The organism is Cellulomonas iranensis NBRC 101100 = JCM 18110, from assembly GCF_001552375.1.
Taxonomy (GTDB): domain Bacteria; phylum Actinomycetota; class Actinomycetes; order Actinomycetales; family Cellulomonadaceae; genus Cellulomonas; species Cellulomonas iranensis.
Genome location: NZ_BCRB01000045.1, coordinates 1 through 22,741, shown reverse-complemented (window position 1 = coordinate 22,741; position 22,741 = coordinate 1). Strand labels below are relative to the sequence as shown.

Below are 22,741 nucleotides of genomic sequence, written 5' to 3'. Positions count from 1 at the left end.
GTCGGTCGCACGCGCCGACCGGCTCGACGGGACTCCCGCGGGCGGGCGGTGTCAGCGCGAGGAGAGGGCCTCGGTGCCGTGCGGCGGGGTCGGCAGCGGGCCGCGCCGCGACGTCCGGGGGGTGCCGGGCGGGACGACGGGGATGGCGCCGGTGTGCGGGGTGACGACGGGGACGGCGCCCGTGTGCGCGGTCACGACGGGGATCGCGCCCGTGCGGGGCGGGACGACCGGGATCGCGCCGGTGCGTGCGGTCACGACGGGGATGGCGCCCGTGCGGGGCGGGACGACCGGGATCGCGCCCGTGCGTGCGGTCACCACCGGGATCGACCCGGTCCGCGGCACGTCGGCCGCCGCGGGGGCGACCGTGAAGCGCGGCTTGCGGCCGGGGCGGCGGCGGAACCGGCGCTGCTCGATGCCCTCCAGGGTCGTGGCACGCCAGACGGCGCCGCCGTTGAGGCGGCCGTCGGGCGGCGGGAGCCACGGCACCTTGCGCGAGAGCCAGACGCGGATCGTCGCGTGCTCGACGTCGAGCCGGCGTGCGAGACGTGCGATGTCGTAGAGGTCGTCGAGGCCGTTGCCGTCGCCCGCGGGGTCCACGGCGCGCGCCGGGGGGCGGGCGTCGTCCGTCGTCACGGCAGCCAGGGTAGTCGGGGACGGCGCGCGATCGTGTGACGGTCCGGTAACAGGATGTGCACACGATCTTCGCTCGCTCAGCGGCTCAAGACGGATGGACGGGCGTCCGACTCACTTAACGTGTTTCGCGTGAGTGACAGATTGCCGAGCCGTCGGCGTCGGTCGGGCGGCGGCAGGCATGTCGCTCCGCGACCTGACGCCGCCCCCCGCACGCCCCGCACCACGCGCGTGCCCCAGCGAGTCGCCCAGGGTGGTGTCGCGCTCGGGCTCGTGATGAGCATGGGCGCCGTCGTCGCGACCGCCGGCGCCCAGGAGCCGACCGTGGTCGACGACGTCGCCGCCCTCGTGCGCGCCGCGACCACGGACGCCACGGACGCCCAGGACCAGCGCACCGACGAGCTGCGGGCGCAGGCCGTGCAGGCCGCCCAGGGCGTCGTCGAGCAGGTCTCGCTCGTGCGCGCCGACGCCGAGCAGGCCGCGGTCCCGACCGAGGTGCTGGCCGAGCTCGACGCGGCGACCGAGCAGCTGCGGGCCGCCATGGACGACGTCGACGTGCCCGCCGACGTCGTCGACCGCACGCCGAACGTCTCGCGCGACGCCGAGCGCACGTCCGCCGAGCAGGACGGCGCGCCCGCCGCGAGCCCCGACGCCACCGCCACGCCCGACGCCACGGCCGACGACGCGGCCGCCCCCGACGCCGCCGCGGCCCCCGCCCCGAGCTCGGACCCGACCTCCACCGCGACGTCGGACGCGGCGCCCGCCGACGCGTCCGACCCCGCGGCGCCCGCGCCCGACGCGACCGCGCCCGCCACCCCCACCGCCGAGCCGTCCGCGGGCGCCACCGGCGACCCGATCGCCGACGCCACCCTCCCGGACACGTCGGACCCCGCGACGACGCCCCTGCGCACCGCGCTCGACCGCGTCAAGCAGGCCGCCGAGGTCGTGCGGACCACCACCGAGCAGAAGCGGGCCGAGGCCGCCGCCGCCGAGGCGGCCGCCGCCGAGGCCGCGCGCGTCGCCGCCGAGCAGGAGGCGCAGCGCGCCGCGTGGAAGGCGTCGCTCCAGGGCTACGCGAACGGGAAGGTCCCGAGCTCGGCCCTGTGCGGCGTCGGGTTCGACAAGAACGCGCTGCTGCGGTGCGACGCCGCCGAGTCGCTCGACGCGCTCGACGCCGCGTTCTTCGCGCAGTTCGGCACGCACCTCACGGTCTCCGACTCGTACCGGTCCTACGCCGCCCAGGTCGCGTGCCGCGCCAACAAGGGCTCGCTGTGCGCGACGCCCGGCACGTCGAACCACGGCCTCGGCGTCGCGGTCGACCTCGGCGGCAGCGTGCAGAGCTTCGGCACCGCGCAGCACCAGTGGATGCGCGAGAACGCGCCGACGTACCAGTGGACGCTCCCCGAGTGGGCGCGCGCCACGGGCAGCAAGCCCGAGCCGTGGCACTGGGAGTACACCGGCTGAGTCCTACGATCGGCTCCATGACGGAGCCGACGTCACCCGTGCGGCCGCTGGTCGGGCGCGGCGCCGAGCTCGACGACCTCGACGACCTGCTGTCCTCGGTGTCGGCGGGCGGCGGCGCGACCGTGCTCATCGAGGGCGAGGCCGGCGTCGGCCGCACGCGGCTCGTCGAGGCCCTGCAGGGCTCGGCCGCGCTGCTGGGCGTCGGCGTGTGCGCGGGTCGCGGCGCGGGCCCGGGCGCGGCGCCCTACGCGTTGCTGGCGGACGTGCTGCTCGCGCCCGCCGCGCACCGCGAGGCCCGCGGGCCGGTCGTCGCCGAGCTCGGCGCGCTGCTCGACGTGCTGCCCGCCGACCGCGCCGACGCCCCGGCCCGGTACGCGCGCGCCGACGAGCTGTTCGCGGCGCTGCTGCGCCACCGCGGCGAGCAGGGTCCGTGGGTCCTCGTGCTCGAGGACCTGCACCTGGCGGACGCGTGCTCGCTGAGGCTCCTCGCCGCGCTCGCGGGCGAGGGCCCGCTGCCGCACGCGCTCACCGTCATGACGCTGCGGGGCGTGCCGCACCGCGTCGAGCTCGACGCGGTGGTCGCCGCGTGGACCCGCGCCGGGGCCCGGTACCTCGAGCTCGTGCCGCTCGCGCCGGCCGCCACCGTCGAGCTCGCGCAGCACCTGCTGCACGGCGCCGTCGGCCCCGCGCTGCGCGGCGTGCTCGCGACCACCGGGGGCAACCCGCGGCTCGTCGTCGACGTGCTGCGCACCGCGCAGGCGTGCGGCGTGCTCGAGCGCTCGCGCGGCGCCGTCGAGACGGTCGGCTCCGCGTGGCTCGACGAGCTCGACGACGTCGGGCGGGCGCACGTCGCCTACCTCGGTGCGGACGTGCTCGACCTGCTCGGCACCGCGTCGGTGCTCGGGGCGTCGTTCGTCGTCGGGGACCTCGCGGCCCTGGCCGACGAGCCCGTCGCCGACTGCTGGCGCACGCTGCGGCACGCGCTCGCCGCGGGCGTGGTGCACGCGCGCGGCGACCGGCTGGTGTTCCGCCACGACCTCGTCCGCACCGCGCTCTACGCGGGGCTGAGCGCCGAGCGGCGCCGTGCGCTGCACGCGCGCGCGGCGTGGGCGCTGCGGGCGGCCGGTGCGCCGTCGCACGTGGTCGCGGCGCACCTCGAGCGCGCGCGCTGAGCCGTCGCGCCGTGGCCGGGTGGGTCCGCCGCGCAGCACCTAGGCTCGGACGGGGCGCTGCCCGCGCCCGGCACCCGACGCACGAGGAGTGGACATGCCCACGCGCACCGCACGCACCGCCTGGAACGGCACGCTGCAGGACGGCGGCGGCCAGGTCGAGCTCACGAGCTCGAAGGTCGGCACGTACGACGTGTCGTTCCCGAAGCGCGCGGCCGACGAGGCCGGCGGCACGACGAGCCCCGAGGAGCTCATCGCGGCGGCGCACTCGTCGTGCTTCGCGATGCAGCTGTCGGCCGACGTCGCCGAGGCCGGCGGCACGCCCGTCGCGCTCGAGGTCACCGCCGACGTGAGCCTCGGCCCGGACCCGGCGGGCGGGTTCCGTCTCACGGGCATCGCGCTGACGGTGCGCGGCGAGGTCGAGGGCCTGGACGCCGACGGCTTCCGCGCGGCGGCCGAGAAGGCCAAGGCCGGCTGCCCGGTGTCGAAGGCGCTCACGGGCGTCGAGATCACGCTGGACGCCGCGCTCGAGTCCTGACCGCGTCCCGCACGAGGGCGGTCCGGCCGTGCGCCGGGCCGCCCTCGCGCGCGTCGGACGGGACCTGGGTCCCGTGAGGTGAGGCTTGCCTCAGGTCTACGTTCGCGACGTGGACCTGAGCACGCTGCCGCCGGGCACGGCCGCCCGCGTCGTGGCCGTCGACCTCGAGGACGGCGCACGCGTGCGGCTGCGCGAGCTCGGCCTGCGGCCGGGCGGCGACGTGCGCGTCACGCACCGCGCCGCGTTCGGCGGGCTCTTCGTCGCCGTGGGGGCCGACCGGTTCGCCGTCGACGCCCGCACCGCCGCGCGCATCGCGGTCGACCCGGGTCCCGTCGACGTCGCCCCCGCCTCCCCCTCCCCGGCGGGGGCGACGTCGTGAGCTGCCACGACGCGTCCCCGGGTGCGGCCACGACGACGCTCGACGCGCCGCTCGTCGTGCTCGTCGGCAACCCGAACGTCGGCAAGTCCACGCTGTTCAACGCGCTCACCGGCGCGCGCCAACGCGTGGTCAACGCGCCCGGCACCACGGTCGAGCTGCAGAGCGGCACGTGGCGGCCGGGCGGCGCCGCAGCCCGCGGCGAGGTCCGCCTCGTCGACCTGCCGGGCGCGTACTCGCTGGTCGCGCGCACGCCCGACGAGCAGGTGACGGCCGACGTCGTCGCGGGCGGCGCGGCGCTCGGACGCCCCGACCTCGCGGTCGTGCTGGTCGAGGCCGGGGCGCTCGCGCGCTCGCTGTACCTGCTGGGCCAGGTCGCGCGCCTCGGGCTGCGCGTCGTCGTGGGGCTGACGATGGTCGACGTCGCCCGCTCCCGCGGGGTCGACGTGGACGTCGACGCGCTGGCCGACCGGTTGGGCGTGCCGGTCGTCGCGGTGCACCCCCGCAGCGGGCGCGGCACGGACGCGCTCGCGGACGTCGTGCTCGCGACGCTGCGCGACGCCGACGCCGACGCCGACGCCGACGCCGGGCGCGTGCGCCTGCCCGGGACCGTCGACCCCGTGCCCGTCGACCCCGTGCCCGTCGACCCCGCGCCCGACGAGGTCGAGGCGCTGTTCGCGTGGGTCGACGACCTCGTGCGCGCGGTCGGCGGCGTGGCCCCCGCGGGCGTGCGCACGTGGTCCGACCGCCTCGACCGCGTCCTGCTGCACCCGGTCGCGGGGATCCCGGTGCTGCTCGCGGTCATGTGGCTGCTGTTCCAGCTCGCGACCGCGGCCGCCGCACCGCTCATGGACGCGGTCGACGGGTTCGTCACCGGCACGCTCGCGGACGGCGTGACGACCGGGCTCGACACGGTCCACGCGCCCGCGTGGCTCACGGGCCTGCTGGTCGACGGCGTGCTCGCGGGCGTCGGCACCGTCGCGGCGTTCGTGCCGCTCATGGCGCTCATGTTCGTGGCCGTCGCGGTGCTCGAGGACTGCGGGTACCTCGCGCGGGCCGCGTTCGTCGCCGACCGCGCGATGCGTGCCATCGGCCTCGACGGGCGCGCGATGCTGCCGTTCGTCGTCGGGTTCGGCTGCAACCTGCCCGCGCTGGCCGCGACCCGCACGCTGCCGCACGCGCGCCAGCGGCTCATGGTGGGGCTGCTCGTGCCGTGGACGTCGTGCCCCGCGCGCCTCACGGTGTACGTGCTGCTGTCCTCGATCTTCTTCCCCGGGCACGCCGGCACCGCGATCTTCCTCATGTACGTCGCGAGCGTCGCGCTCGTCGTGCTGGGCGGGCTGCTGCTGCGCGTCACGCTCTTCCGCGACCTGCGCCGCGAGCCGCTCGTGCTCGCGCTGCCCGCCTACCAGCGGCCGCGGCTGCGGGCGCTCGCGCTGTCCACGTGGACGCGCGTGCTGTCGTTCCTCACCAAGGCGGGGCAGGTCGTCGTCGTGACGCTCACGCTCGTGTGGGTCGCGCTCGCGGTGCCGGTGGTCGGCGGCCACGCCGTCGGCGACGTGCCGGTGGCCGACTCGCTGTACGGGCGCGCGGCCGAGGCCGTGGCCCCCGTGCTGGCGCCCGCCGGGTTCGGCGACTGGCACGCGTCGGCCGCGCTCGTCACGGGCTTCGTCGCGAAGGAGGTCGCGGTCGGCGCGCTCGCGCAGGCGTACGCGGTCGACGAGCCCGACGACCCCGCCGCCGCGGGGGACCTGGGCGACCGGCTGCGCGCGACGTTCGAGGAGTCGTCGGGCGGGCACGCGGCCGCGGCCGCGGCGGCGTTCATGGTCTTCGTGCTCGCGTACACGCCGTGCCTGGCGACCGTCGCCGAGCAGTGGCGGCTGTTCGGCGCGCGCTGGACCCTCGGCTGCGTGGGCGCGCAGCTCGCGGTCGCGTGGCTGCTGGCGGTCGCGGTGTTCCGGGTCGGGGCGCTGCTGTGAGCCTGCTCGCCGACGTGGTCGCGGCGGCGGGTCGGGGTGCCGGCCCGGCGACCGTCGCGCGCGAGCTCGGCGTCGACGTCGGGCTGGTCGAGACCGTGCTCGACCACGCGGCGCGCGTGGGGCTCGTCCAGACGTCGTCGTCCGCGCTGGGGCGCGCCGCGTGCCCCACGTGCCCGCCCCGCGGGCAGCGCCCCGTGTCGTGCGCGGGCTGCCCGCTGACCCGCTGACGGTGCTCGTGCCGGACAGCGCGTGGACGGAGGTGTCGGGTCCTAGGTGGGGGGTGGGACACTGCCGGGCGTGGCTGTGACGACCGGAACGCCCCCCGTCCGGGACGTCGTGCACGCGCTGCGCGACGCCGTCCGCGGGAGCGTCGACGACTCCTCCCGCCGGCGCGCCGAGTACTCGACCGACGCGTCCAACTACCGCGTCGTGCCGCAGGTCGTGGTGTTCCCCCGGGACACCGACGACGTCGAGGCCGCGCTGCAGGTCGCGCGCGAGACCGGCACGCCGCTCACGTCGCGCGGCGGCGGCACGTCGGTCGCGGGCAACGCCGTGGGCACCGGGATCGTCCTCGACTTCTCGCGGCACGTGAACCGCGTCCTCGAGATCGACTCCGAGGCGCGCACCGCGCGCATCGAGCCCGGCGTGGTCATGGCGCACCTGCAGAAGGCCGCCGCACCGCACGGGCTGCGGTTCGGGCCGGACCCGTCGACGCAGGCCCGCGCGACGCTCGGCGGCATGATCGGCAACAACGCGTGCGGCCCGCGGGCCGTCGCCTACGGGCGCACGGCCGACAACGTCGTCGACCTCGACGTCGTCGACGGCACCGGCCGGCGCTTCACGGCACGTGCCGGTGCCGGGTCGCTCGACGTCGTCCCCGGGCTCGACGGGCTCGTGCGCGCCCACCTCGACGTGATCCGCACCGAGCTCGGCCGGTTCCGCCGCCAGGTGTCCGGGTACTCGCTCGAGCACCTCGCGCCCGAGCACGGCACCGACCTCGCCAAGATGCTCGTCGGCACCGAGGGCACGCTCGTCACGCTGCTCGGCGCGACCGTGAACCTCGTGCCCGTGCCGTCGGCGCCCGTGCTCGTCGTCCTCGGCTACCCCGACATGCCGACGGCCGCCGACGCGGTGCCCGCGCTGCTCGCGCACGCACCGCTCGCGATCGAGGGCATGGACTCGCGGCTCGTCGACGTCGTGCGGCGCGTCAAGGGCGCGTCCGCCGTGCCCGACCTGCCGCCCGGTGCCGGCTGGATGATGTGCGAGGTCGGGGGCGCGACCCTCGACGAGGCGATGGCCACGGCGCGCGCGCTCGCGGCCGACGCCGGCACCGACGCCGTCGGCATCTTCCCGCCCGGTCCCGAGGCCGCGGCCATGTGGCGCATCCGCGAGGACGGCGCGGGGCTGGGCGGCCGCACGCCGTCGGGGGCCCAGGCCTGGCCCGGGTTCGAGGACTCGGCCGTGCCGCCCGAGCGGCTCGGCGCGTACCTGCGCGAGCTCGAGGCGCTCATGGCCGACCACCGCGTCGACGGGCTCGCCTACGGGCACTTCGGCGACGGGTGCGTGCACCTGCGCATCGACATGCCCATGGAGCGCTCGGGCGGGCCGCTGCGCGCGTTCATGGAGGACGCCGCGACGCTCGTCGCCACGCACGGCGGCTCGCTCTCGGGCGAGCACGGCGACGGGCGTGCGCGCTCCGAGCTGCTGCCCGTCATGTACTCGCAGCGCGCGATCGACCTGTTCGGCGCCGTGAAGGACCTGTTCGACCCGCGCGACCTGCTCAACCCGGGCGTCCTGGTGCGGCCGCGCCCGCTCGACGCCGACCTGCGCCGGCCCGCGGCCCGTGCGCTGCCCGCCGCGTCGGGGTTCTCGTTCGCGCACGACGGCGGCGACCTGACGACGGCCGTGCACCGGTGCGTCGGCGTCGGCAAGTGCCGCGCCGACAACCACGCGGCGGGCGGGTTCATGTGCCCCTCGTACCTCGCGACGAAGGACGAGAAGGACTCGACGCGGGGCCGCGCGCGCGTGCTGCAGGAGATGGCCAACGGGTCGCTCGTGTCGCGCGGGTGGTCCTCCGCCGAGGTGCACGAGTCGCTCGACCTGTGCCTGAGCTGCAAGGCGTGCTCGTCGGACTGCCCCGCGGGCGTCGACATGGCGCAGTACAAGGCCGAGGTCCTGCACCGCACGTACCAGGGCCGGCTGCGTCCCGTGAACCACTACGCGCTGGGCTGGCTGCCGCGGTGGGCACGCCTCGTCACGGGTGTGCCGGGGCTCGCGGCGCTCGCCAACGCGGTGCTGGGCGTGCGTCCCGTCGCGAAGCTCGTGCTCAGGCTGGGCGGCATGGACACCCGTCGGAAGATGGTGCAGTTCGCGCCCGTGCCGTTCCGCGCGTGGGCGCGGCAGGCGGGGCGGCGCGCGGGCGACGTGCGCGTGGTCGGGCGTCGCGACGCCGAGAGCGTCGCGCTGCCGGTCGAGGCCGCGGGCGCCGGGGGTGCGGCGGCGGCCGACGACGCGACGGGCGGGGCTCGTGCCGAGCACGGTGCGCCGCGTCCGCCCGTGCTGCTGTGGACCGACTCGTTCAGCGACACGCTCGCGCCGTCGGTCGCGCACGCGGCCGTCGCGGTGCTGCGCGACGCCGGCTACGACGTGCTGGTGCCCGACCACGACGCGTGCTGCGGCCTCACGTGGATCAGCACCGGCCAGCTCGACGGCGCGCGCCACCAGCTCGAGCACCTGCTCGAGGTGCTCGGGCCGTTCGCGGTCAACGGCATCCCGATCGTCGGGCTCGAGCCGTCGTGCACGGCCGTGCTGCGCAGCGACCTGGTCGACCTGCTGCCCGACGACCCGCGGGCGACGGCGGTCTCCCGCGCGACCCGCACGCTCGCCGAGCTGCTGACCGCGCCCGCGCCGATCGGCCCGGGGGACCGGTGGCAGGTGCCCGACCTGTCGGACGTCACGGCGGTCGTGCAGCCGCACTGCCACCACTACTCGGTCATGACGTGGACCGCGGACCGTCGCCTGCTCACCGACGCGGGCGCGCAGTTCTCGACGCTCGCCGGGTGCTGCGGGCTCGCGGGCAACTTCGGCATGGAGAAGGGGCACTACGACGTGTCGGTCGCGGTGGCCGAGAACGCGCTGCTGCCCGCGCTGCGTGCCGCTGCACCGGGCGACGTCTACCTGGCGGACGGGTACTCGTGCCGCACGCAGGCCGACCAGCTCGCGGGCGTGCAGGGCGTGCACCTGGCCGAGCTGCTGGCGTCCCACCTGCCGACCGCGTCGCCGTCGCCCGCCGCCACGGACTGAGCCGCGAACCGCCGAGGCGCGCTCCGCCGAGTGCGGTAGCTCGCCACCGAGCGCGCCGGAGACGAGTACCGCGCTCGGCCGCGGAGTACCGCGCTCGGCGGTGCGCGCGCGGGTCAGGCCCGGTCGAGCAGGGCGCGGACCGCGTCCTTGACGCGTGCGTCGAGGGGGGCGTCGCCGCTGCCCAGCAGCGCGTGCAGGAAGAGGCCGTCGCCCACGAGCTGCACGAGCCGCGCGGTCACGGGGTCGCCGATCGCCCGGCGCAGGCCCGCGGCCCAGTCGTCGAGGTAGCGGGCCATGCGGTCGCTCGCGGGCGGGTAGGTGCCGAGCAGGCGCAGCGCCGCGAGCAGCGTGCGCTCCTCGGGGCCGTCGGCGGTCTGCGAGCCGTCGAGGAACCAGCGGGCCGCGCCGTCGGGGTCGGGCGGGCACTGCGCGTCCGCCGCGGCGCCGCCCGCGTCGAGCCGGTCGAGCAGACCCTCGAAGAGGTCGTCCTTGCTGCGGAAGTGGTAGAGCAGCCCGCCCTTGGAGACGCCCGCGCGCTCGGCGACCGCGTCGAGCGTGGCGCCGCCGGGGCCGTCCTCGAGCAGCACGTCCTGCAGCGCGTCGAGGATGCGGTCGCGGGTGGGGGCCATGGGCGTCGAGCCTAGCGACGGAGGTCCTCTTGTGCACCGTCCGGACGGTCGGCTACTGTACCGGCTGGACGGTGTAGCCGTCGTCGGGCGACGAGCCCGGCGACCCGGTCCGGGGAGTGGACCCGGCCCGCGTGCCCGACCCCCGGACCCGCCCGGTGAGCGCGGAGCTGTGAAAGGACGTCATCGTGCCCACGCACGCGACCCCGACCCCCGACCGCCGCTCCACCACGAGCGCGACGGACGCACCCGTGACCGCCGTCGACGACCGTGCTCGCGCGGCGATCGACCCGGCGACCGACCCTGCCACCCCCGTGCCGCCGCGCGCCGGCCTGCGGCAGTGGCTCGCGCTCGCGGTCCTCATGCTGCCCGTGCTCGTCGTGTCCATCGACAACACGGTCCTGTCGTTCGCGCTGCCGCAGATCTCGGTCGCGCTCGCACCGACCGCGCAGCAGCTGCTGTGGATCGTCGACATCTACCCGCTCATGCTCGCGGGCCTGCTGGTCACCATGGGCACCCTCGGCGACCGGGTGGGACGCCGCCGCCTGCTGATGATCGGCGCCACCGGGTTCGGCGTCGTCAGCCTGCTCGCGGCGTTCTCGACCGACGCGACGCACCTCGTCGCCGCCCGGGCCCTGCTGGGGCTGTTCGGCGCGACCCTCATGCCCTCGACGCTGTCGCTGCTGCGCAACGTCTTCCTCGACGACGACCAGCGGCGCCTCGCCATCGCGATCTGGGCCGCCGGGTTCTCCGGCGGGTCGGTGCTCGGCCCGATCGTCGGCGGCTGGCTGCTGCAGCACTTCTCGTGGGGCTCGATCTTCCTGCTCAACGTGCCCGTCGTGCTCGTGCTGCTCGTCGCGGCGCCGCTCGTGCTGCCCGAGTCGCGCAACCCCGGCTCGGGGCGCCTCGACCCGGCCAGCGTCGTGCTGTCGGTCGTCGCGATGCTGCCGCTCGTCTACGGCATCAAGCACCTCGCGTCGGCGGGCGTCGACGCGCTGGGTGTCGCCGCGCTGGTCGTCGGGCTCGCGATGGCCGTGGTGTTCGTGCGGCGGCAGCGCACGCTCGCGTCGCCGCTGCTCGACGTCGGCCTGTTCGGGCGGCCCGTGTTCTCGGCGTCCGTCGGCGCCAACTTCACCGCGTCGTTCGCGCTGGCCGGCCTCGTGCTGTTCCTGTCGCAGCACCTGCAGCTCGTCGTGGGCCTCGACCCCGTCGAGGCCGGGCTGTCGCTGCTGCCCGGCGCCGTCGCGTCGATCGTCGCGGGCCTCGTGGCGGTGCGGCTCGCGCGGTCGTTCCCGCTGTGGGCGCTCGTGCCCGTCGGCATGCTGCTGGCCGCCGGCGGCTACGCGCTCGGCACGCTGCTGGGCGCCGACCACCGCACGGGCGTCGTCGTCGCGACGTTCGCGCTGGTCGGCGCGGGTGTGGGGCTCGCCGAGACGCTCACCAACGACGCGATCCTCGCGTCGGTGCCGCCCGAGCGCGCGGGTGCCGCGTCGGGCATCTCGGAGACGTCGTACGAGCTCGGTGCGTCGCTCGGCGTCGCGGTGCTCGGGTCGGTGCTCGCCGCCACCTACCGCGCGGACCTCACGCTGCCCGCGGGCCTGACGGCCGAGCAGTCCGCCGCGGCGGGTCAGACCCTCGGCGGCGCCGTCGCGCTCGCGAAGGACCTGCCCGACGCGGTCGGCGGCCCGCTGCTGGTCGCGGCGCAGGACGCGTTCGCGCACGGCGTCGCGGTCACGTCCGGCATCGGCGCGGTCGCGGTCGGCGTCGTCGCCGTGGTGGTGGGGGTCGTGCTGCGACGCCACCGCGGAGCCGGCGACCGCTGAGCAGCCGCTGAGACCCGCGCGCGGCGACCGGCCGGGGGTGGAGGGCCCCCGGCCGGCCGCCGCGCGCGTCAGTCCGCGAGCAGCGCCTCGACCCGCTGCACCTTGGCGTCCAGCTCACCGGTGTGACCGGGGCGGATGTCGGCCTTGAGCACGAGCGAGACGCGGTGGCCGTGCGCGCCGACGGCCTCGGTGGCGCGGCGCACGACGTCCATCACCTCGTCCCACTCGCCCTCGAGCGTCGTGAACATCGCGTCGGTGCGGTTCGGCAGCCCCGACTCGCGGACGATGCGGACGGCGTCGGCGACGGCCTGGGACACGGACTCGCCCGCACCGAGCGGGGCGACGGAGAAGGCGACGAGCATGCGCCCACCCTGCCCCTCGCGGAGCGGTGCGTCCACCTCGTCGGTGGTGCCCCGGTCCGCGTCGCGCACCCCGCGAGTGGCGCGCGTCGCCCGTCCGACCCCTGCCGCTGACCGCCCGAGATGTGGGACCCTGTCCGTGCGACGACCGCACCCCGCGCGGGCGGGCGTGCCGCCGTCCCACCCGCCCCTGCTGTGCGAGGAAGGCCCGGCCGCGACATGCCCATCTTCGAGCTCGACGACGGACGTCCGCGCCTCGTCCAGCCGATGCAGCCCCTGGCGGGGTCGTTCGCGCAGGAGGTCACCGCACTGCTCACGCACCACCTCGCCGCGATCGCCGGCGAGCCCCTGTTCGTCGTGCGGGCGCGCGGCACGTCCGAGCGCGCCGACCTGCCCGAGCTGCTCGCGCTCGACGCGGCCGGGCGGCCCGTGGTCGTCGAGGTCGCGCAGGTGCTCGACGACGACGCGCTGGTCGCGGCGCTGCGCCACGGCGGTGCCGCGGCGCGCATGACGACGACCGACCTGTCCCGCGCCTACCACGCCGACCCGGGCCGGTTCGCGGTCGAGTTCGCGGCGTTCCGCGAGCAGGTGCCGTTCGGTGCGGGCGCGGGCCGGGCACCCGGCGGCGTGCGGCTGCTGCTGCTGTGCTCCGAGGTCGCGGCCGAGGCCGTGGACACGCTCGGGTTCCTGCGCGCGGGTGCGCACCAGGTCGACGTGCTCCAGGTCGGGGTCGTGCGCGGCGACGAGCGTCGGCTGCTCGAGGTGTCGCCGCTCGCGCTGCACGAGGGCGTGCGCCGGTCCGTCGAGCCGACCGCGCTGCGGCTCGTGCGCTCGAGCGAGGCCGGCGCGCGGGGCGTGGGCTACGAGCCCGAGCGGGGTCCCGGGTCGCCCGCGACGCGCGGCCGCTCGCTGCCGACCGGTGAGCTGCGCGCCGTGACGCCGCCCCCGTCCGTCGAGCCGCCCGCGCCGACGCCGATCGGGCGTCGTGGCACCGTCACCGAGCCGACCCCGCTCCCGTTCCGCACCGCCGGCCCCACCGCGGAGCGGCCGGGCGACGAGGCCCGGCCCGACCTCGACGAGTGGCCGCGGGACGCGGCGACGTCGACGCTCGAGGGGCCCCCGACGCTCACGCCCGTCGCCGGTCTGCGCGCCGCCGCGCTCGAGGGTGCGACCGCACGCCGTGCCGACGCACTGGCGCCTCCCGTGGTCGACGCGCCGCCGCCCGTCGACGCCGGTGCGGACGCGGGTGTCGCGACCCCGTCGCGTGGCACGGACGCCGCCGCGCACGTCGCGCCGGCCGGCACGACGACCGGCACGACGACGCCCGGCGGGCCGGACGCGCGCGGGACGGCGGCGTCCGGGGTCGGCGCGCAGCGCCCCGCGCGCCCCGACTGGCCCTTCCCCGAGCTCGCGATGCTCGCCAAGCGGCGCCGCGCGGTCACGACCCTCGTGTGGGCGCGCGAGCGCCGCGGGCAGCGGTTCACGGCCGTGCTGCGCCCCGACGGCATGATCGAGCTGCCCGACGGCACGGTCCTGCAGGACCCCGACGACGCCGCGACGGCCGTCTCGGGCGTCGACGGCGCGGACGGCTGGCGCGCGTGGCGCCTGGGCGACGGCGGCCCGACGCTCGCGGAGGCCGCGGGCACGCTGTGACCCCGCGGCCGCGCGGCGGTCCGCGATGGCGTCGTCAGCCCCAGCCGTACGCGGCGAGCCACCGCGTGAGCTCGGCGTAGAAGCGCTCGCGCGCGGGCCGCGCCGACAGCGTGAGGTCGTGCATGCCGCCCGCGACGCGCACGAGCGTCATCACGGGCCCCAGCTGCATGGCGCGGTGCGCGATCGCGTCGGTGTCGAGCACGACGTCGGCCGAGCGCATCTCGTCGCTCCAGCGCGGGCTGATGAGCGTGCGGTCGGACAGCGCGGTGAACACGGGCACGTCGATCCGCAGCCCGCGCGCGACGGTCGCGTGCCCCACCAGGACGGCGCTGAGCCAGCCGGCCCGCACGGGGAACGACGGCGTCGGGCGCCACCGCGCGTCGAACGTCCAGTCGCCGCCCGTGGCCGCGTCGATCGTGCGCGCGTAGTACCCGGGGTCGATGTTGGGCAGCGCGGTCTTGGGGCTGAACCGCGCGAGGCGGCTGATCGCGGGCGCCGACAGGTGCCGCGCGAGCGACGAGCCCTGCAGCTCGAGCCACGGCGAGTTCAGCACGAGCCCGCTCACGACCCCGGGGTGCTGGGCTACCCACAGGCTCAGCACGAGGCCGCCGGTCGAGTGGCCCATGAGCATGATGCGCGCGACCGGCCCGAGCTCGGCACGCACGACGTCGAGCGCGGCGCCGATGTCCTCGTCGTACGTGCGCAGGTCGTCGACGTACCCCGGGGTCTGGTGGTCGCGCAGCGAACGCCCGTACTTGCGCAGGTCGAGCGCGTAGAACGCGGCACCCTGCGCGTGCCAGTAGCGCGCGAGCGGCGTCTGGAAGAAGTAGTCCGACCAGCCGTGCACGTACAGCACGGCGCGCGCGGGCCGCAGCGCCGGGTCGGGCGCGTAGCGCACGAGCGTCGCGGTGACCTCGCCCTCGTCGTCGTCGGCGAGGTCGAGGCGGCGCGCCTGGAACCCCTCGCCGAGCGCGTCGGGCGACCAGTCCGTCGTGAGCGTCGAGCCGTCCCAGGCAGGCGTGTCCGGCGGCGCGGGGCGCTCGGGTGCGGCCGTCGGGGTCTGCGCCGCGGCCTGGGCGGCGGCATCGGTGCTCGGCTCGGACGTCATGTCACATCTCGAGGACGATCTTGCCGACGTGGGAGCCCGCGTGCAGCCGCGCGAGCGCGTCGGCCGCGCGCGCGAGCGGGAACGTCGAGTCGACGACGGGTCGCACGCCCGTGCGGGCGAGGAACGCGAGCACCTGCGCGAGCTCGTCGCGCGTGCCCATGGTCGCGCCCACGATGCTGATCTCCTGGAAGAACACCTTCGTGAGCGACGCGGGCTCCGGGTCGCCCGAGGTCAGCCCCGCGACGACGATCCGGCCGCCGGGGCGCACCGAGCGCACCGAGTGCTCCCACGTGGCCTTGCCGACGGTCTCGATCACGACGTCGACGCGCCCGACGCGCGTGCCCGGCTCGACGGCCTGCGCGGCGCCCAGCGCGAGCGCGCGCTCGCGCTTGCCCGCGTCCCGCCCCGTGACGACGACCTCGAGGCCTGCCGCGGCGCCGAGCTGCACGGCCGCCACCGCGACCCCGCCGCCCGCGCCCTGCACGAGCACGCGCTGCCCGGGCTGCGCGGCGCCCGAGCGGAACAGCATCCGGTACGCCGTGAGGTACGCGGTCGGCACGCACGCCGCCTCGACCCAGGTCAGCTCCGCGGGCTTGTCGACGACGTTCCACGCGGGCACCGCCACCTGCTCGGCGAGCGTGCCGGGGTAGCGCTCGGACAGCAGCGTGCGCGGCTCGTCGGCGGGGACGCCGCGCCCGTCGGGTCCGCCGACCACCGCGTGCACGACGACCTCGCGTCCGTCCTCGGTGACGCCCGCGGCGTCGGTGCCCAGCACCATCGGCAGCTGCTCGGCCCGCAGGCCCACGCCGCGCAGCGACCACAGGTCGTGGTGGTTGAGCGACGACGCGCGCACGTCGACCGTCGTCCAGCCGTCGGGCGGCGTCGGCGACGGGGCGTCGCCGACCTCGAGCCCGGCCAGCGGGTCGGCGGGGGAGAAGGACACGACGCGCGCGGAGAGCATGCCTCACGGTAGCCCGCCGCCGGCGTGAGGCCGGCGGGACCTCGGGGGTGGGTGAGGTGTGACGTGCGCGACCGCCGCGTCGCGGGCGTCGCGCGACGTCCGCCGCGTCACAGCAGCGGCAGCATGCGCCCCAGGTCCGGCACGGCCTCCGACGTCCACCGCGGCTGCAGCGCGAGCGCGAGCTCGTCGACGTCGTACGGCGCGCGACCCGCCGCGAGCCGCACCCAGCGTCGCGCGTCGGCGACCTCGAGGTCCCAGCCGCCGCGCGCCCGCACGATCGCGAGCAGCTCGTCCGCGACGAGCGCGAGCGCACCGGGGTCGACGGGGTCGGGTGCCGCGTCGGCGCCGCGCACGCGCCGGACCGAGCGGTGCAGGTCGTCGCCGTGCACGACCAGCTCGACGACGCGGGACGCCGTCATGGTCGACAGCCGCACGGGCCCGCGGCGGGCCTGCACCACCGGGTCGCCGGGGAGCAGCGCGTCGAGGGTCGCGAACGCCGCCGCGGCGGACGCCGTGACGTACCCGACGGGGTCGGCGGCGTGCTGCACCGCCAGCGCGCGGGTCGTCTCCGCGACGTCCTCCGCGCGCCCGGCGTACGTGCCGAGGTACTCGCCGAGCGACAGCGGCACCGTGCCCTCGGGCAGCGGCGTGCACACGGCCAGCGCGTCCATCGCGCGGCCCAGGTGCGCCCACAGCTCGACGACGCTCCACCCGTCCAGCACCGACGGCTCGCGGCCCAGGCGCGGGTCCGCCATGTGCTCGACCCACCCGTGCAGGCGGTCCCACTGGGTCCGCAGGGTGGTCGCGGCGGTCTGGACGTCGGCGGGCATGCGCCCCATCGTGCCGTGCGACGCGGCGACCGGCCACGCCGTCCGCCGGACGAGCGGCGCGGTGCGCGTCGCCGGCGCCGGGACGTCCGCGTGCCGGCGACCACGGGCGGACGCCCGGGGCCTCGGCCGCGGGTCAGTCGTCGTCGGGGCGCACGACGTCCCACGTCGCGAACGGCACGAACCCCGCTGCCCGCGCGAGCGCGACGGACGCCGCGTTGTCGAGCTGGCAGCGGTACAGCGGCTCGTGACCGCGCGCGTGCGCGTGCGCCGCGAGCGCGCGGACCGTGCGACGTCCCAGACCCCTGCCGCGGTGCTCCGGGAGGGTGAGCACACCGGTGTCGGCGAGCGTCGTGCCCGCCCACGGGTAGGCGCTCGCGGCGGTCACGAGCCGCGGCCCGTCGGCGCCCGCGACGAACGCGCCGACGACGAGCCAGTGGTCGAGCTCGACGTACGCCTCGTCGAGGTCGTCCCCGGGGGCCGCCGCGGCGAAGGCCGCGAACGCGTCGGCGTCGGCGGCGGTGAGGACCCGGACGTCGTCGCCGGGGGCCGGCGTCGTCAGCGCCGCCAGCGCGGCCGCGGGGAGGTGGAACACGTGGTCGGCCCCGTTGAGCGCGATCCCGGCCGAGGTCCGTGCCGAGCTCAGCGCGGCGGCCTCGACCGTGGCGCCGTCGACGAGCCCCAGCGCGGCGGCCACCTCGGGCGTCGCGCGGACCACGCCGCCGGTCCCCGCGAGGTCCAGCACCGAGAGGCGCCGCGCCGCGGGCAGGTCGGCGTCGACGACGACGCGGTACGTCCCCGGCGTGGTCGGCAGGTCGGCCGGTGCCAGGCCCGCGAGCCAGTGGTCGGTGACGGCGGTCGAGAACACGGGACTCCCCGGGGCGGTGGGTGCTGGGAGGGCCGCCGGCGGGTGCGCCGCGGACCTGCTCGGTCGGCCGCGACCCTAGGCGCCCGTCCCCGCCGACGGCGACGGCTTTCCCCCGCCCGCGCCGCCGCCCCACCCGCGCCGCCGGCCTCGCCCCTCCCGCCCGCGTCCCACCACTGTCGTCGAGCGCGGGGTTCGGCCGCCTCCGAGGCGCCAGGAGCGGCCGAACCCCGCGTTCGGCGGTGTCCCGGGCCGCCTCCGGGGGTCCCGGTCGGCGGGGCCGTCGGTCGGGTCGTGGGTGCCGCCGACGAGGCGGCGGTGGGAGGATGCCCCCGTGCCGACCGACGTCGTGCTGGTGCCGCTCGTGCAGGTCGGGCGGCCCGGCGAGCAGCTCCGTACCGTGCCGCGGTTCGTGCGGCACGGCCCGCCCGAGATCCGCTGCGACGCGGGCCTGGTCGCGACCGGGCGCGCCGAGCGTGGTCGGCACGTCGTCGAGACGTCCGACGGCCCGTGGGTCGTCCGCACGTCGGCCCACCGCGAGGTGCGCGTGACCGACGCGTCCGGCACCGAGATCGCGTGGCTCGCGCGCACGTTCTGGCGGCGGCGCCGCCGGGGGCGCGTCGGGGACACCGTGGTGCACTACCGGCCGTCGAGCCTGTGGCGACGCGGCGGGCGCTGGGTCGACGACGCGGGCCGCGTGCTGCTGACCGTGCGCGTGCACGACCGCGGCTTCCGGCGCTCGCTCACGTGCACGCCCGCGCGGTCGGCGGCACCGGGCCCGTGGGTCGTGCTGCTCGTGCTGCTCGCCGACGAGGCGGCCTACGACACCGCGCCGCTGTCGGACGTCGTCATGGAGATGGGAGCGAGCCTGGGGAGCTGAGCCCCGACCCACCGCCCCCGACCCCGACCCCGACCCACTGCCCCCGACCCACCCGGGTCCCGTCGTGAGGCCCCGAGCGCGGGGTCCTGCCGTTCATGGGCTCGCCGGACCGGCCGAGGTCCGCGTTCGGTGGGGCGACGCGAGCGGCGGCCGCCGCGCGGACGGCCGCGGACGGCGCGCCGGGTCAGCGCGGCTGGTCGGACGTGCGCAGGAAGTCGGCGACGAGCCGACCCACCTGGTCCTCCTCGATGAGGAAGCCGTCGTGGCCGTAGTCCGAGCGGACGTACCGCACGGGCCCCGCGCCGGGGATCCCGGCGGCGACCCGCTCGGACTGCGCGGGCGTGAACAACCGGTCGGAGTCCACCGCGACGACCAGCGCACGCGCCGTGACGTGCGCGAGCGCCGCCTCGACGCCGCCGCGGTCGCGGCCCAGGTCGTGCGTGATCATCGTGCGCGTCAGCGTGACGTACGTGTTGGCGTCGAACCGCCGCGCGAGCTTGTCGCCGTGGTGGTCGAGGTAGGACTGCACCGCGAACCGGCCGCCCTCGAGCGGGTCCTCGGCGCCCTGCGGGATGCGCCCGAACCGCTCGTCGAGCTCGCGCGCCGAACGGTACGTCTGGTGCGCGATCTGCCGCGCGATGCCCAGGCCCACGTGCGGGCCCTCGCCGTCGGGCGCGTCGTAGTAGTCGCCGTCGCGGTAGCGCGGGTCCGCGGCGACGGCCGCGAGCTGCGTGTGGAAGCTCGCGATCTGGTCGCCCGTGGTCTGCGCGCACGTCGCGATGGCGACGATCGCGTCGACCCGCTCGGGCGCGGTCGCGGCCCACTCGAGCACGCGCTGCCCCCCCATCGACGCGCCGATCACGAGGGCCCACGTGTCGACGCCCAGCAGGTCGGCGAGCCGCAGCTCGGCGGCGACCTGGTCGCGCACCGTCAGCAGCGGGAACCGGCTGCCCCAGGGCTCGCCGTCGGGCGCGGTCGACGCCGGGCCGGTCGAGCCCTGGCACCCGCCGAGCACGTTGGGCGCCACGACGAAGTACCGGTCGGTGTCGATGGGCGCGCCGGGCCCGACCATCGACTGCCACCAGCCCGCCGTCGGGTGGCCGGGGCCGGCCTCGCCGGTGACGTGCGAGTCGCCCGTGAGGGCGTGCAGCACGAGCACCGCGTTGCCGCCGTCCTCGTCGAGCTCGCCCCACGTCTCGTACGCGAGCCGCACCGCCGGCAGCCGGCCGCCCGACTCGAGCTTGAGCGGACCGAGGTCGGCGAACTGCCGCCGGCCGGGCTCGTCGCCGTCGCGCCACGCGGCGCTCGCGGGCACGGGCGGGCGCTCGGGCAGCGGGCGCCGGCTGCCGAGCGTCGCACCGCGACGGGTCCGTCGGCCCGCGAGCGGGTCGGGCACGTCGGCACCGCCCGCCCCCGCACCCGGGAACGCGCCGGGCATCGCGCGCCGGGCGGGCGCGTGGTCCGGTGCGGGGGTGCGGGGGTCGGGGTGGGTCATGGTGCGGCGTGCCTCTCGTGCGGGGTGGGTGGCGCGGTCGTCAGGGTCTCAGGCCCCGGCGCCCTTGGCCGCCCGGAAGCCGGCCTCGAGGTCGGCGAGGATGTCGTCGACGTGCTCGATGCCGACCGCGAGCCGCACGAGGCCCGGCGTCACGCCGGACAGCGCCTGCTCCTCGGGGGTGAGCTGGCTGTGCGTGGTCGACGCGGGGTGGATGACGAGCGAGCGCACGTCGCCGATGTTCGCGACGTTCGAGTGCAGCTCGAGCGCCGACACGAACGCCTGCCCGGCCTCCGCGCCGCCGTCGATCTCGAACGCGAGCACCGCGCCCGCGCCGCGCGGCGCGTACTTCTGCGCGTTCGCGTGCCACGGGCTCGACGGCAGCCCGGCGTAGTGCACGTGCCGGACCTCGTCACGCGCCTCGAGCCACTCGGCGACCCGCTGCGCGTTGGCGACGTGCCGCTCGACGCGCAGGGACAGCGTCTCGATGCCCTGCGCGATGAGGAACGCGTTGAACGGGCTGATCGCGGCGCCCAGGTCGCGCAGCAGCTGCACGCGCGCCTTGAGGATGAACGACAGGTTCACGCCGAACGCGCCGCCGACGCCCAGGTCGCGCGCGAACACCAGGCCGTTGTACGACGGGTCGGGCGTGTTGTAGTTGCCGAACCGCTCGGGGTGCTGCGCGTAGTCGAACGTGCCGCCGTCGACGATCACGCCGCCGATCGCCGAGCCGTGCCCGCCGAGGTACTTGGTGGCGGAGTGCACGACGACGTCGGCGCCCCACCGCAGCGGGTTCACGAGGTACGGCGTCGCGACGGTGTTGTCGACGACCAGCGGCACGCCGTGCTCGTGCGCGACGCCCGCGACGAGCTCGATGTCGAGCACGTCGGCGCGCGGGTTCGGGATCGTCTCGGCGAAGAACAGCTTGGTGTTGGGCCGGATCGCGTCGCGCCACGCCTGCGCGTCGTGCGGGTCGGTGACGAACGTCGTCTCGATGCCGAGCCGCGGCAGCGTGTGGTGCAGCAGGTTGTACGTGCCGCCGTAGAGGCTGGGGGAGGCGACGACGTGGTCGCCGGCCTCGGCGACGTTGAGGATCGCGAGGGTCTCGGCGGCCTGGCCGGACGCGACGAGCAGCGCGCCGACGCCGCCCTCGAGGTCCGCGATGCGGTTCTCGACGACCTCCTGGGTCGGGTTGTTGATGCGCGTGTAGATCGGCCCGAGCTCCTTGAGCGCGAACCGGTCGGCCGCCTGCTGCGCGGAGTCGAAGACGAACGACGTCGTCTGGTAGATCGGCAGCGCGCGCGCCCCGGTGACGGGGTCGGGGGTCTGGCCCGCGTGGATCTGGCGGGTCTCGAAGCTCCAGCTCTCGTTGCTCACGGTGTGCTCCTCAGGGGTGGTGCCGGGGGACGGTGGGGGTGGGTCACCCGAGGAGCGCGCGCCGACGCCCGCCCCGCGGGGGGTCAGGGGGTGCGCACGTGCCGGGTCGCGGCCGGCGGGTGCGGGCGGGTCCCGACGTCGGGACGACCGGCCGCAGGCATGCCGAACGTGCGCTGGTCAGCGACACATTCGACGGATCATGCCGCCGAGAGTACGTCCCCCGTCCCGCACTTCGACACGGCCGTCTCATCATCAGAGACGTCCACGTGCGCTCGCGTGGCTGCCCGGCGGGCTCTCCCGGCCCCGCGCCGGCCCCGTCACCCGGTCGGCGGACGAGGTCTGTCCGGTTGCTCCCGAACCACAACGATGTGACTTCTGGGACGCGTGTGACAGGTGTTCTCTTGTGGGAATCCTCCGGGTAGCGTCGCGAGCGTGCACCACCCGGACCCCACCGCCGAGACCCCCGCCGCCCGCGCCGCGACGGTCGACGTCGCGTGCCACCGCGCCGCTCGTCGACCCCTCGGCGCCCGCGCGCGCGGACGCCTCGCCCTGCTGCCCGTGGGCCTGCTGACGCTCGGCCTCGTCGCGTCGCCCGCCGCCGCCGTGCCGTCGGACGACGACGTGCGCGACGCGCGCGCCGCGGTCGGCCAGGCGCAGCGCTCGGTCGCGCAGATGGAGGTGCGCCTCGCCGAGCTGGCGTCCGCCGCCGAGGCCGCCGAGGTCGCCGTCCAGAGCGCGGGGGAGGCGTACACCCAGGCCGTCGCCGACGCGGACGCCGCCAAGACCCGGGCCCGCGACGCCGCCGACCGGTCGACCGAGGCCGCCGAGCAGGCCGAGCAGGCGCGGCAGCGGCTCGTCGCGCTCGCGCGCCACCTCTCGCGCACGGGCGGCTCGGCCGACCTCATCGAGGCCGCGCTGTCCGCCGACGGCTTCCAGGACGTCGCGCGGCGCACGACGTCGCTCACCCAGGCCACCACCAAGGCGGACGAGGCCGTCCAGGAGTACCAGGCGGCGCTGCTCGTCGCGTCGACCATGGAGCGTCGCGCCGCCACCGCCGCGACCGAGGCCGACACCGCCGCCGCCGCCGCGCAGACCGCGCTCGACGAGGCCGAGCGCACCCAGGACGAGGCCACGTCGTCGTTCGCCGCCGGCCAGGCCGAGCGCGACGGGCTCATCTCGGCCCTCGCCGCGGCCCGCCAGACGAGCGCCGAGGTCGAGCGCGCCCGGCAGGACGCGCTCGACGCCGAGCGTCGCGCGCGGGCGGAGGCAGCGGCGCAGACCGTGCGCACGCAGCCCCCCGCCGCGCCCGCC

At 77.1% G+C, this 22,741-nt stretch carries 20 protein-coding genes; 11 read left to right on the top strand and 9 right to left on the bottom strand.

The window, feature by feature from the left end:
• Positions 1-51: 51 nt before the first annotated feature.
• On the bottom strand, positions 52-633 hold the full coding sequence (locus tag CS2_RS10810; RefSeq protein WP_070320001.1) for a hypothetical protein: 582 nt from the start codon (positions 631-633) through the stop codon (positions 52-54).
• A gap of 228 nt (positions 634-861) precedes the next feature.
• On the opposite strand from CS2_RS10810, the gene CS2_RS10805 reads away from it, so the two are divergent.
• From CS2_RS10805 to CS2_RS10775, 7 genes are all read left to right on the top strand, one after another.
• Positions 862-2,094, top strand: coding sequence for a M15 family metallopeptidase (locus tag CS2_RS10805; protein WP_156442098.1), 1,233 nt, complete (start codon positions 862-864; stop codon positions 2,092-2,094).
• A gap of 17 nt (positions 2,095-2,111) precedes the next feature.
• Positions 2,112-3,266: an AAA family ATPase gene (locus CS2_RS10800; protein WP_070319999.1), complete on the top strand. Its 1,155-nt coding sequence runs from the start codon at positions 2,112-2,114 to the stop codon at positions 3,264-3,266.
• Positions 3,267-3,360: 94 nt separating this feature from the next.
• A complete protein-coding gene (locus tag CS2_RS10795) occupies positions 3,361-3,801 on the top strand; it encodes an OsmC family protein (protein ID WP_046531109.1) in 441 nt (146 codons plus the stop codon).
• A 109-nt stretch (positions 3,802-3,910) separates the two neighbouring features.
• Positions 3,911-4,180 (top strand): FeoA family protein, encoded by a 270-nt coding sequence (locus tag CS2_RS10790; protein WP_070319998.1) that lies wholly within the window; start codon positions 3,911-3,913, stop codon positions 4,178-4,180.
• Complete coding sequence (gene feoB, locus CS2_RS10785) at positions 4,177-6,156, top strand: ferrous iron transporter B (protein WP_070319997.1); 1,980 nt, start codon at positions 4,177-4,179, stop codon at positions 6,154-6,156. Before CS2_RS10790 ends, feoB begins: the two co-directional genes overlap by 4 nt.
• Positions 6,153-6,383 carry a hypothetical protein gene (locus CS2_RS10780; protein ID WP_070319996.1) on the top strand — a complete coding sequence of 77 codons (231 nt, stop codon included), beginning with the start codon at positions 6,153-6,155 and terminating at the stop codon, positions 6,381-6,383. The genes feoB and CS2_RS10780 overlap by 4 nt, the downstream gene beginning before the upstream one ends.
• Before the next feature lie 70 nt (positions 6,384-6,453).
• The gene (locus CS2_RS10775) at positions 6,454-9,459 is read left to right on the top strand and encodes an FAD-binding and (Fe-S)-binding domain-containing protein (RefSeq protein ID WP_070319995.1); all 3,006 of its coding nucleotides are present in this window, start codon (positions 6,454-6,456) and stop codon (positions 9,457-9,459) included.
• Positions 9,460-9,572: 113 nt separating this feature from the next.
• On the opposite strand, the gene CS2_RS10770 is transcribed toward CS2_RS10775, so the two are convergent.
• On the bottom strand, positions 9,573-10,088 hold the full coding sequence (locus CS2_RS10770) for a TetR/AcrR family transcriptional regulator (protein WP_070319994.1): 516 nt from the start codon (positions 10,086-10,088) through the stop codon (positions 9,573-9,575).
• 185 nt (positions 10,089-10,273) lie between these two features.
• Here CS2_RS10770 and CS2_RS10765 point away from each other — a divergent pair, with 185 nt between their 5' ends.
• Positions 10,274-11,908 carry an MFS transporter gene (locus CS2_RS10765; RefSeq protein WP_370876000.1) on the top strand — a complete coding sequence of 545 codons (1,635 nt, stop codon included), beginning with the start codon at positions 10,274-10,276 and terminating at the stop codon, positions 11,906-11,908.
• A 68-nt stretch (positions 11,909-11,976) separates the two neighbouring features.
• On the opposite strand, the gene CS2_RS10760 is transcribed toward CS2_RS10765, so the two are convergent.
• The gene (locus CS2_RS10760) at positions 11,977-12,270 is read right to left on the bottom strand and encodes an MTH1187 family thiamine-binding protein (protein ID WP_046531111.1); all 294 of its coding nucleotides are present in this window, start codon (positions 12,268-12,270) and stop codon (positions 11,977-11,979) included.
• A gap of 216 nt (positions 12,271-12,486) precedes the next feature.
• On the opposite strand from CS2_RS10760, the gene CS2_RS10755 reads away from it, so the two are divergent.
• Positions 12,487-13,920 carry a restriction system modified-DNA reader domain-containing protein gene (locus tag CS2_RS10755; RefSeq protein WP_070319993.1) on the top strand — a complete coding sequence of 478 codons (1,434 nt, stop codon included), beginning with the start codon at positions 12,487-12,489 and terminating at the stop codon, positions 13,918-13,920.
• A 34-nt stretch (positions 13,921-13,954) separates the two neighbouring features.
• Here CS2_RS10755 and CS2_RS10750 read toward each other — a convergent pair whose 3' ends face one another.
• From CS2_RS10750 to CS2_RS10735, 4 genes are all read right to left on the bottom strand, one after another.
• A complete protein-coding gene (locus CS2_RS10750; RefSeq protein WP_070319992.1) occupies positions 13,955-15,028 on the bottom strand; it encodes an alpha/beta hydrolase in 1,074 nt (357 codons plus the stop codon).
• Between the two features lies 1 nt (position 15,029).
• Positions 15,030-15,989 (bottom strand): zinc-binding dehydrogenase, encoded by a 960-nt coding sequence (locus CS2_RS10745; protein WP_070319991.1) that lies wholly within the window; start codon positions 15,987-15,989, stop codon positions 15,030-15,032.
• A 107-nt stretch (positions 15,990-16,096) separates the two neighbouring features.
• Positions 16,097-16,819, bottom strand: a complete 723-nt coding sequence (locus CS2_RS10740; protein WP_070319990.1) for a maleylpyruvate isomerase N-terminal domain-containing protein — start codon at positions 16,817-16,819, stop codon at positions 16,097-16,099.
• A gap of 133 nt (positions 16,820-16,952) precedes the next feature.
• Complete coding sequence (locus tag CS2_RS10735; protein ID WP_070319989.1) at positions 16,953-17,684, bottom strand: GNAT family N-acetyltransferase; 732 nt, start codon at positions 17,682-17,684, stop codon at positions 16,953-16,955.
• 331 nt (positions 17,685-18,015) lie between these two features.
• On the opposite strand from CS2_RS10735, the gene CS2_RS10730 reads away from it, so the two are divergent.
• Positions 18,016-18,561 (top strand): hypothetical protein, encoded by a 546-nt coding sequence (locus CS2_RS10730; protein WP_070319988.1) that lies wholly within the window; start codon positions 18,016-18,018, stop codon positions 18,559-18,561.
• A 184-nt stretch (positions 18,562-18,745) separates the two neighbouring features.
• Here the strand turns inward: CS2_RS10730 and metX are convergent, their stop codons facing one another.
• Positions 18,746-20,056, bottom strand: coding sequence for a homoserine O-acetyltransferase MetX (gene metX, locus CS2_RS10725; protein ID WP_070319987.1), 1,311 nt, complete (start codon positions 20,054-20,056; stop codon positions 18,746-18,748).
• Between the two features lie 48 nt (positions 20,057-20,104).
• A complete protein-coding gene (locus tag CS2_RS10720) occupies positions 20,105-21,430 on the bottom strand; it encodes a bifunctional o-acetylhomoserine/o-acetylserine sulfhydrylase (RefSeq protein ID WP_046530048.1) in 1,326 nt (441 codons plus the stop codon).
• A 432-nt stretch (positions 21,431-21,862) separates the two neighbouring features.
• Here CS2_RS10720 and CS2_RS19365 point away from each other — a divergent pair.
• Positions 21,863-22,741 (top strand): coiled-coil domain-containing protein (locus CS2_RS19365; protein WP_369691425.1); only part of this gene is annotated, 879 nt, incomplete at its 3' end.

Bases quoted from the DNA above. Each gene is read 5' to 3' on its own strand.
- CS2_RS10745 (WP_070319991.1), bottom strand. From the start codon at position 15,989: ATGCTCTCCGCGCGCGTCGTGTCCTTCTCCCCCGCCGACCCGCTGGCC.
- CS2_RS10740 (WP_070319990.1), bottom strand. From the start codon at position 16,819: ATGCCCGCCGACGTCCAGACCGCCGCGACCACCCTGCGGACCCAGTGG.
- CS2_RS10795 (WP_046531109.1), top strand. From the start codon at position 3,361: ATGCCCACGCGCACCGCACGCACCGCCTGGAACGGCACGCTGCAGGAC.
- CS2_RS10750 (WP_070319992.1), bottom strand. From the start codon at position 15,028: ATGACGTCCGAGCCGAGCACCGATGCCGCCGCCCAGGCCGCGGCGCAG.
- CS2_RS10770 (WP_070319994.1), bottom strand. From the start codon at position 10,088: ATGGCCCCCACCCGCGACCGCATCCTCGACGCGCTGCAGGACGTGCTG.
- CS2_RS10800 (WP_070319999.1), top strand. From the start codon at position 2,112: ATGACGGAGCCGACGTCACCCGTGCGGCCGCTGGTCGGGCGCGGCGCC.
- CS2_RS10760 (WP_046531111.1), bottom strand. From the start codon at position 12,270: ATGCTCGTCGCCTTCTCCGTCGCCCCGCTCGGTGCGGGCGAGTCCGTG.
- CS2_RS10755 (WP_070319993.1), top strand. From the start codon at position 12,487: ATGCCCATCTTCGAGCTCGACGACGGACGTCCGCGCCTCGTCCAGCCG.
- metX (WP_070319987.1), bottom strand. From the start codon at position 20,056: ATGACCCACCCCGACCCCCGCACCCCCGCACCGGACCACGCGCCCGCC.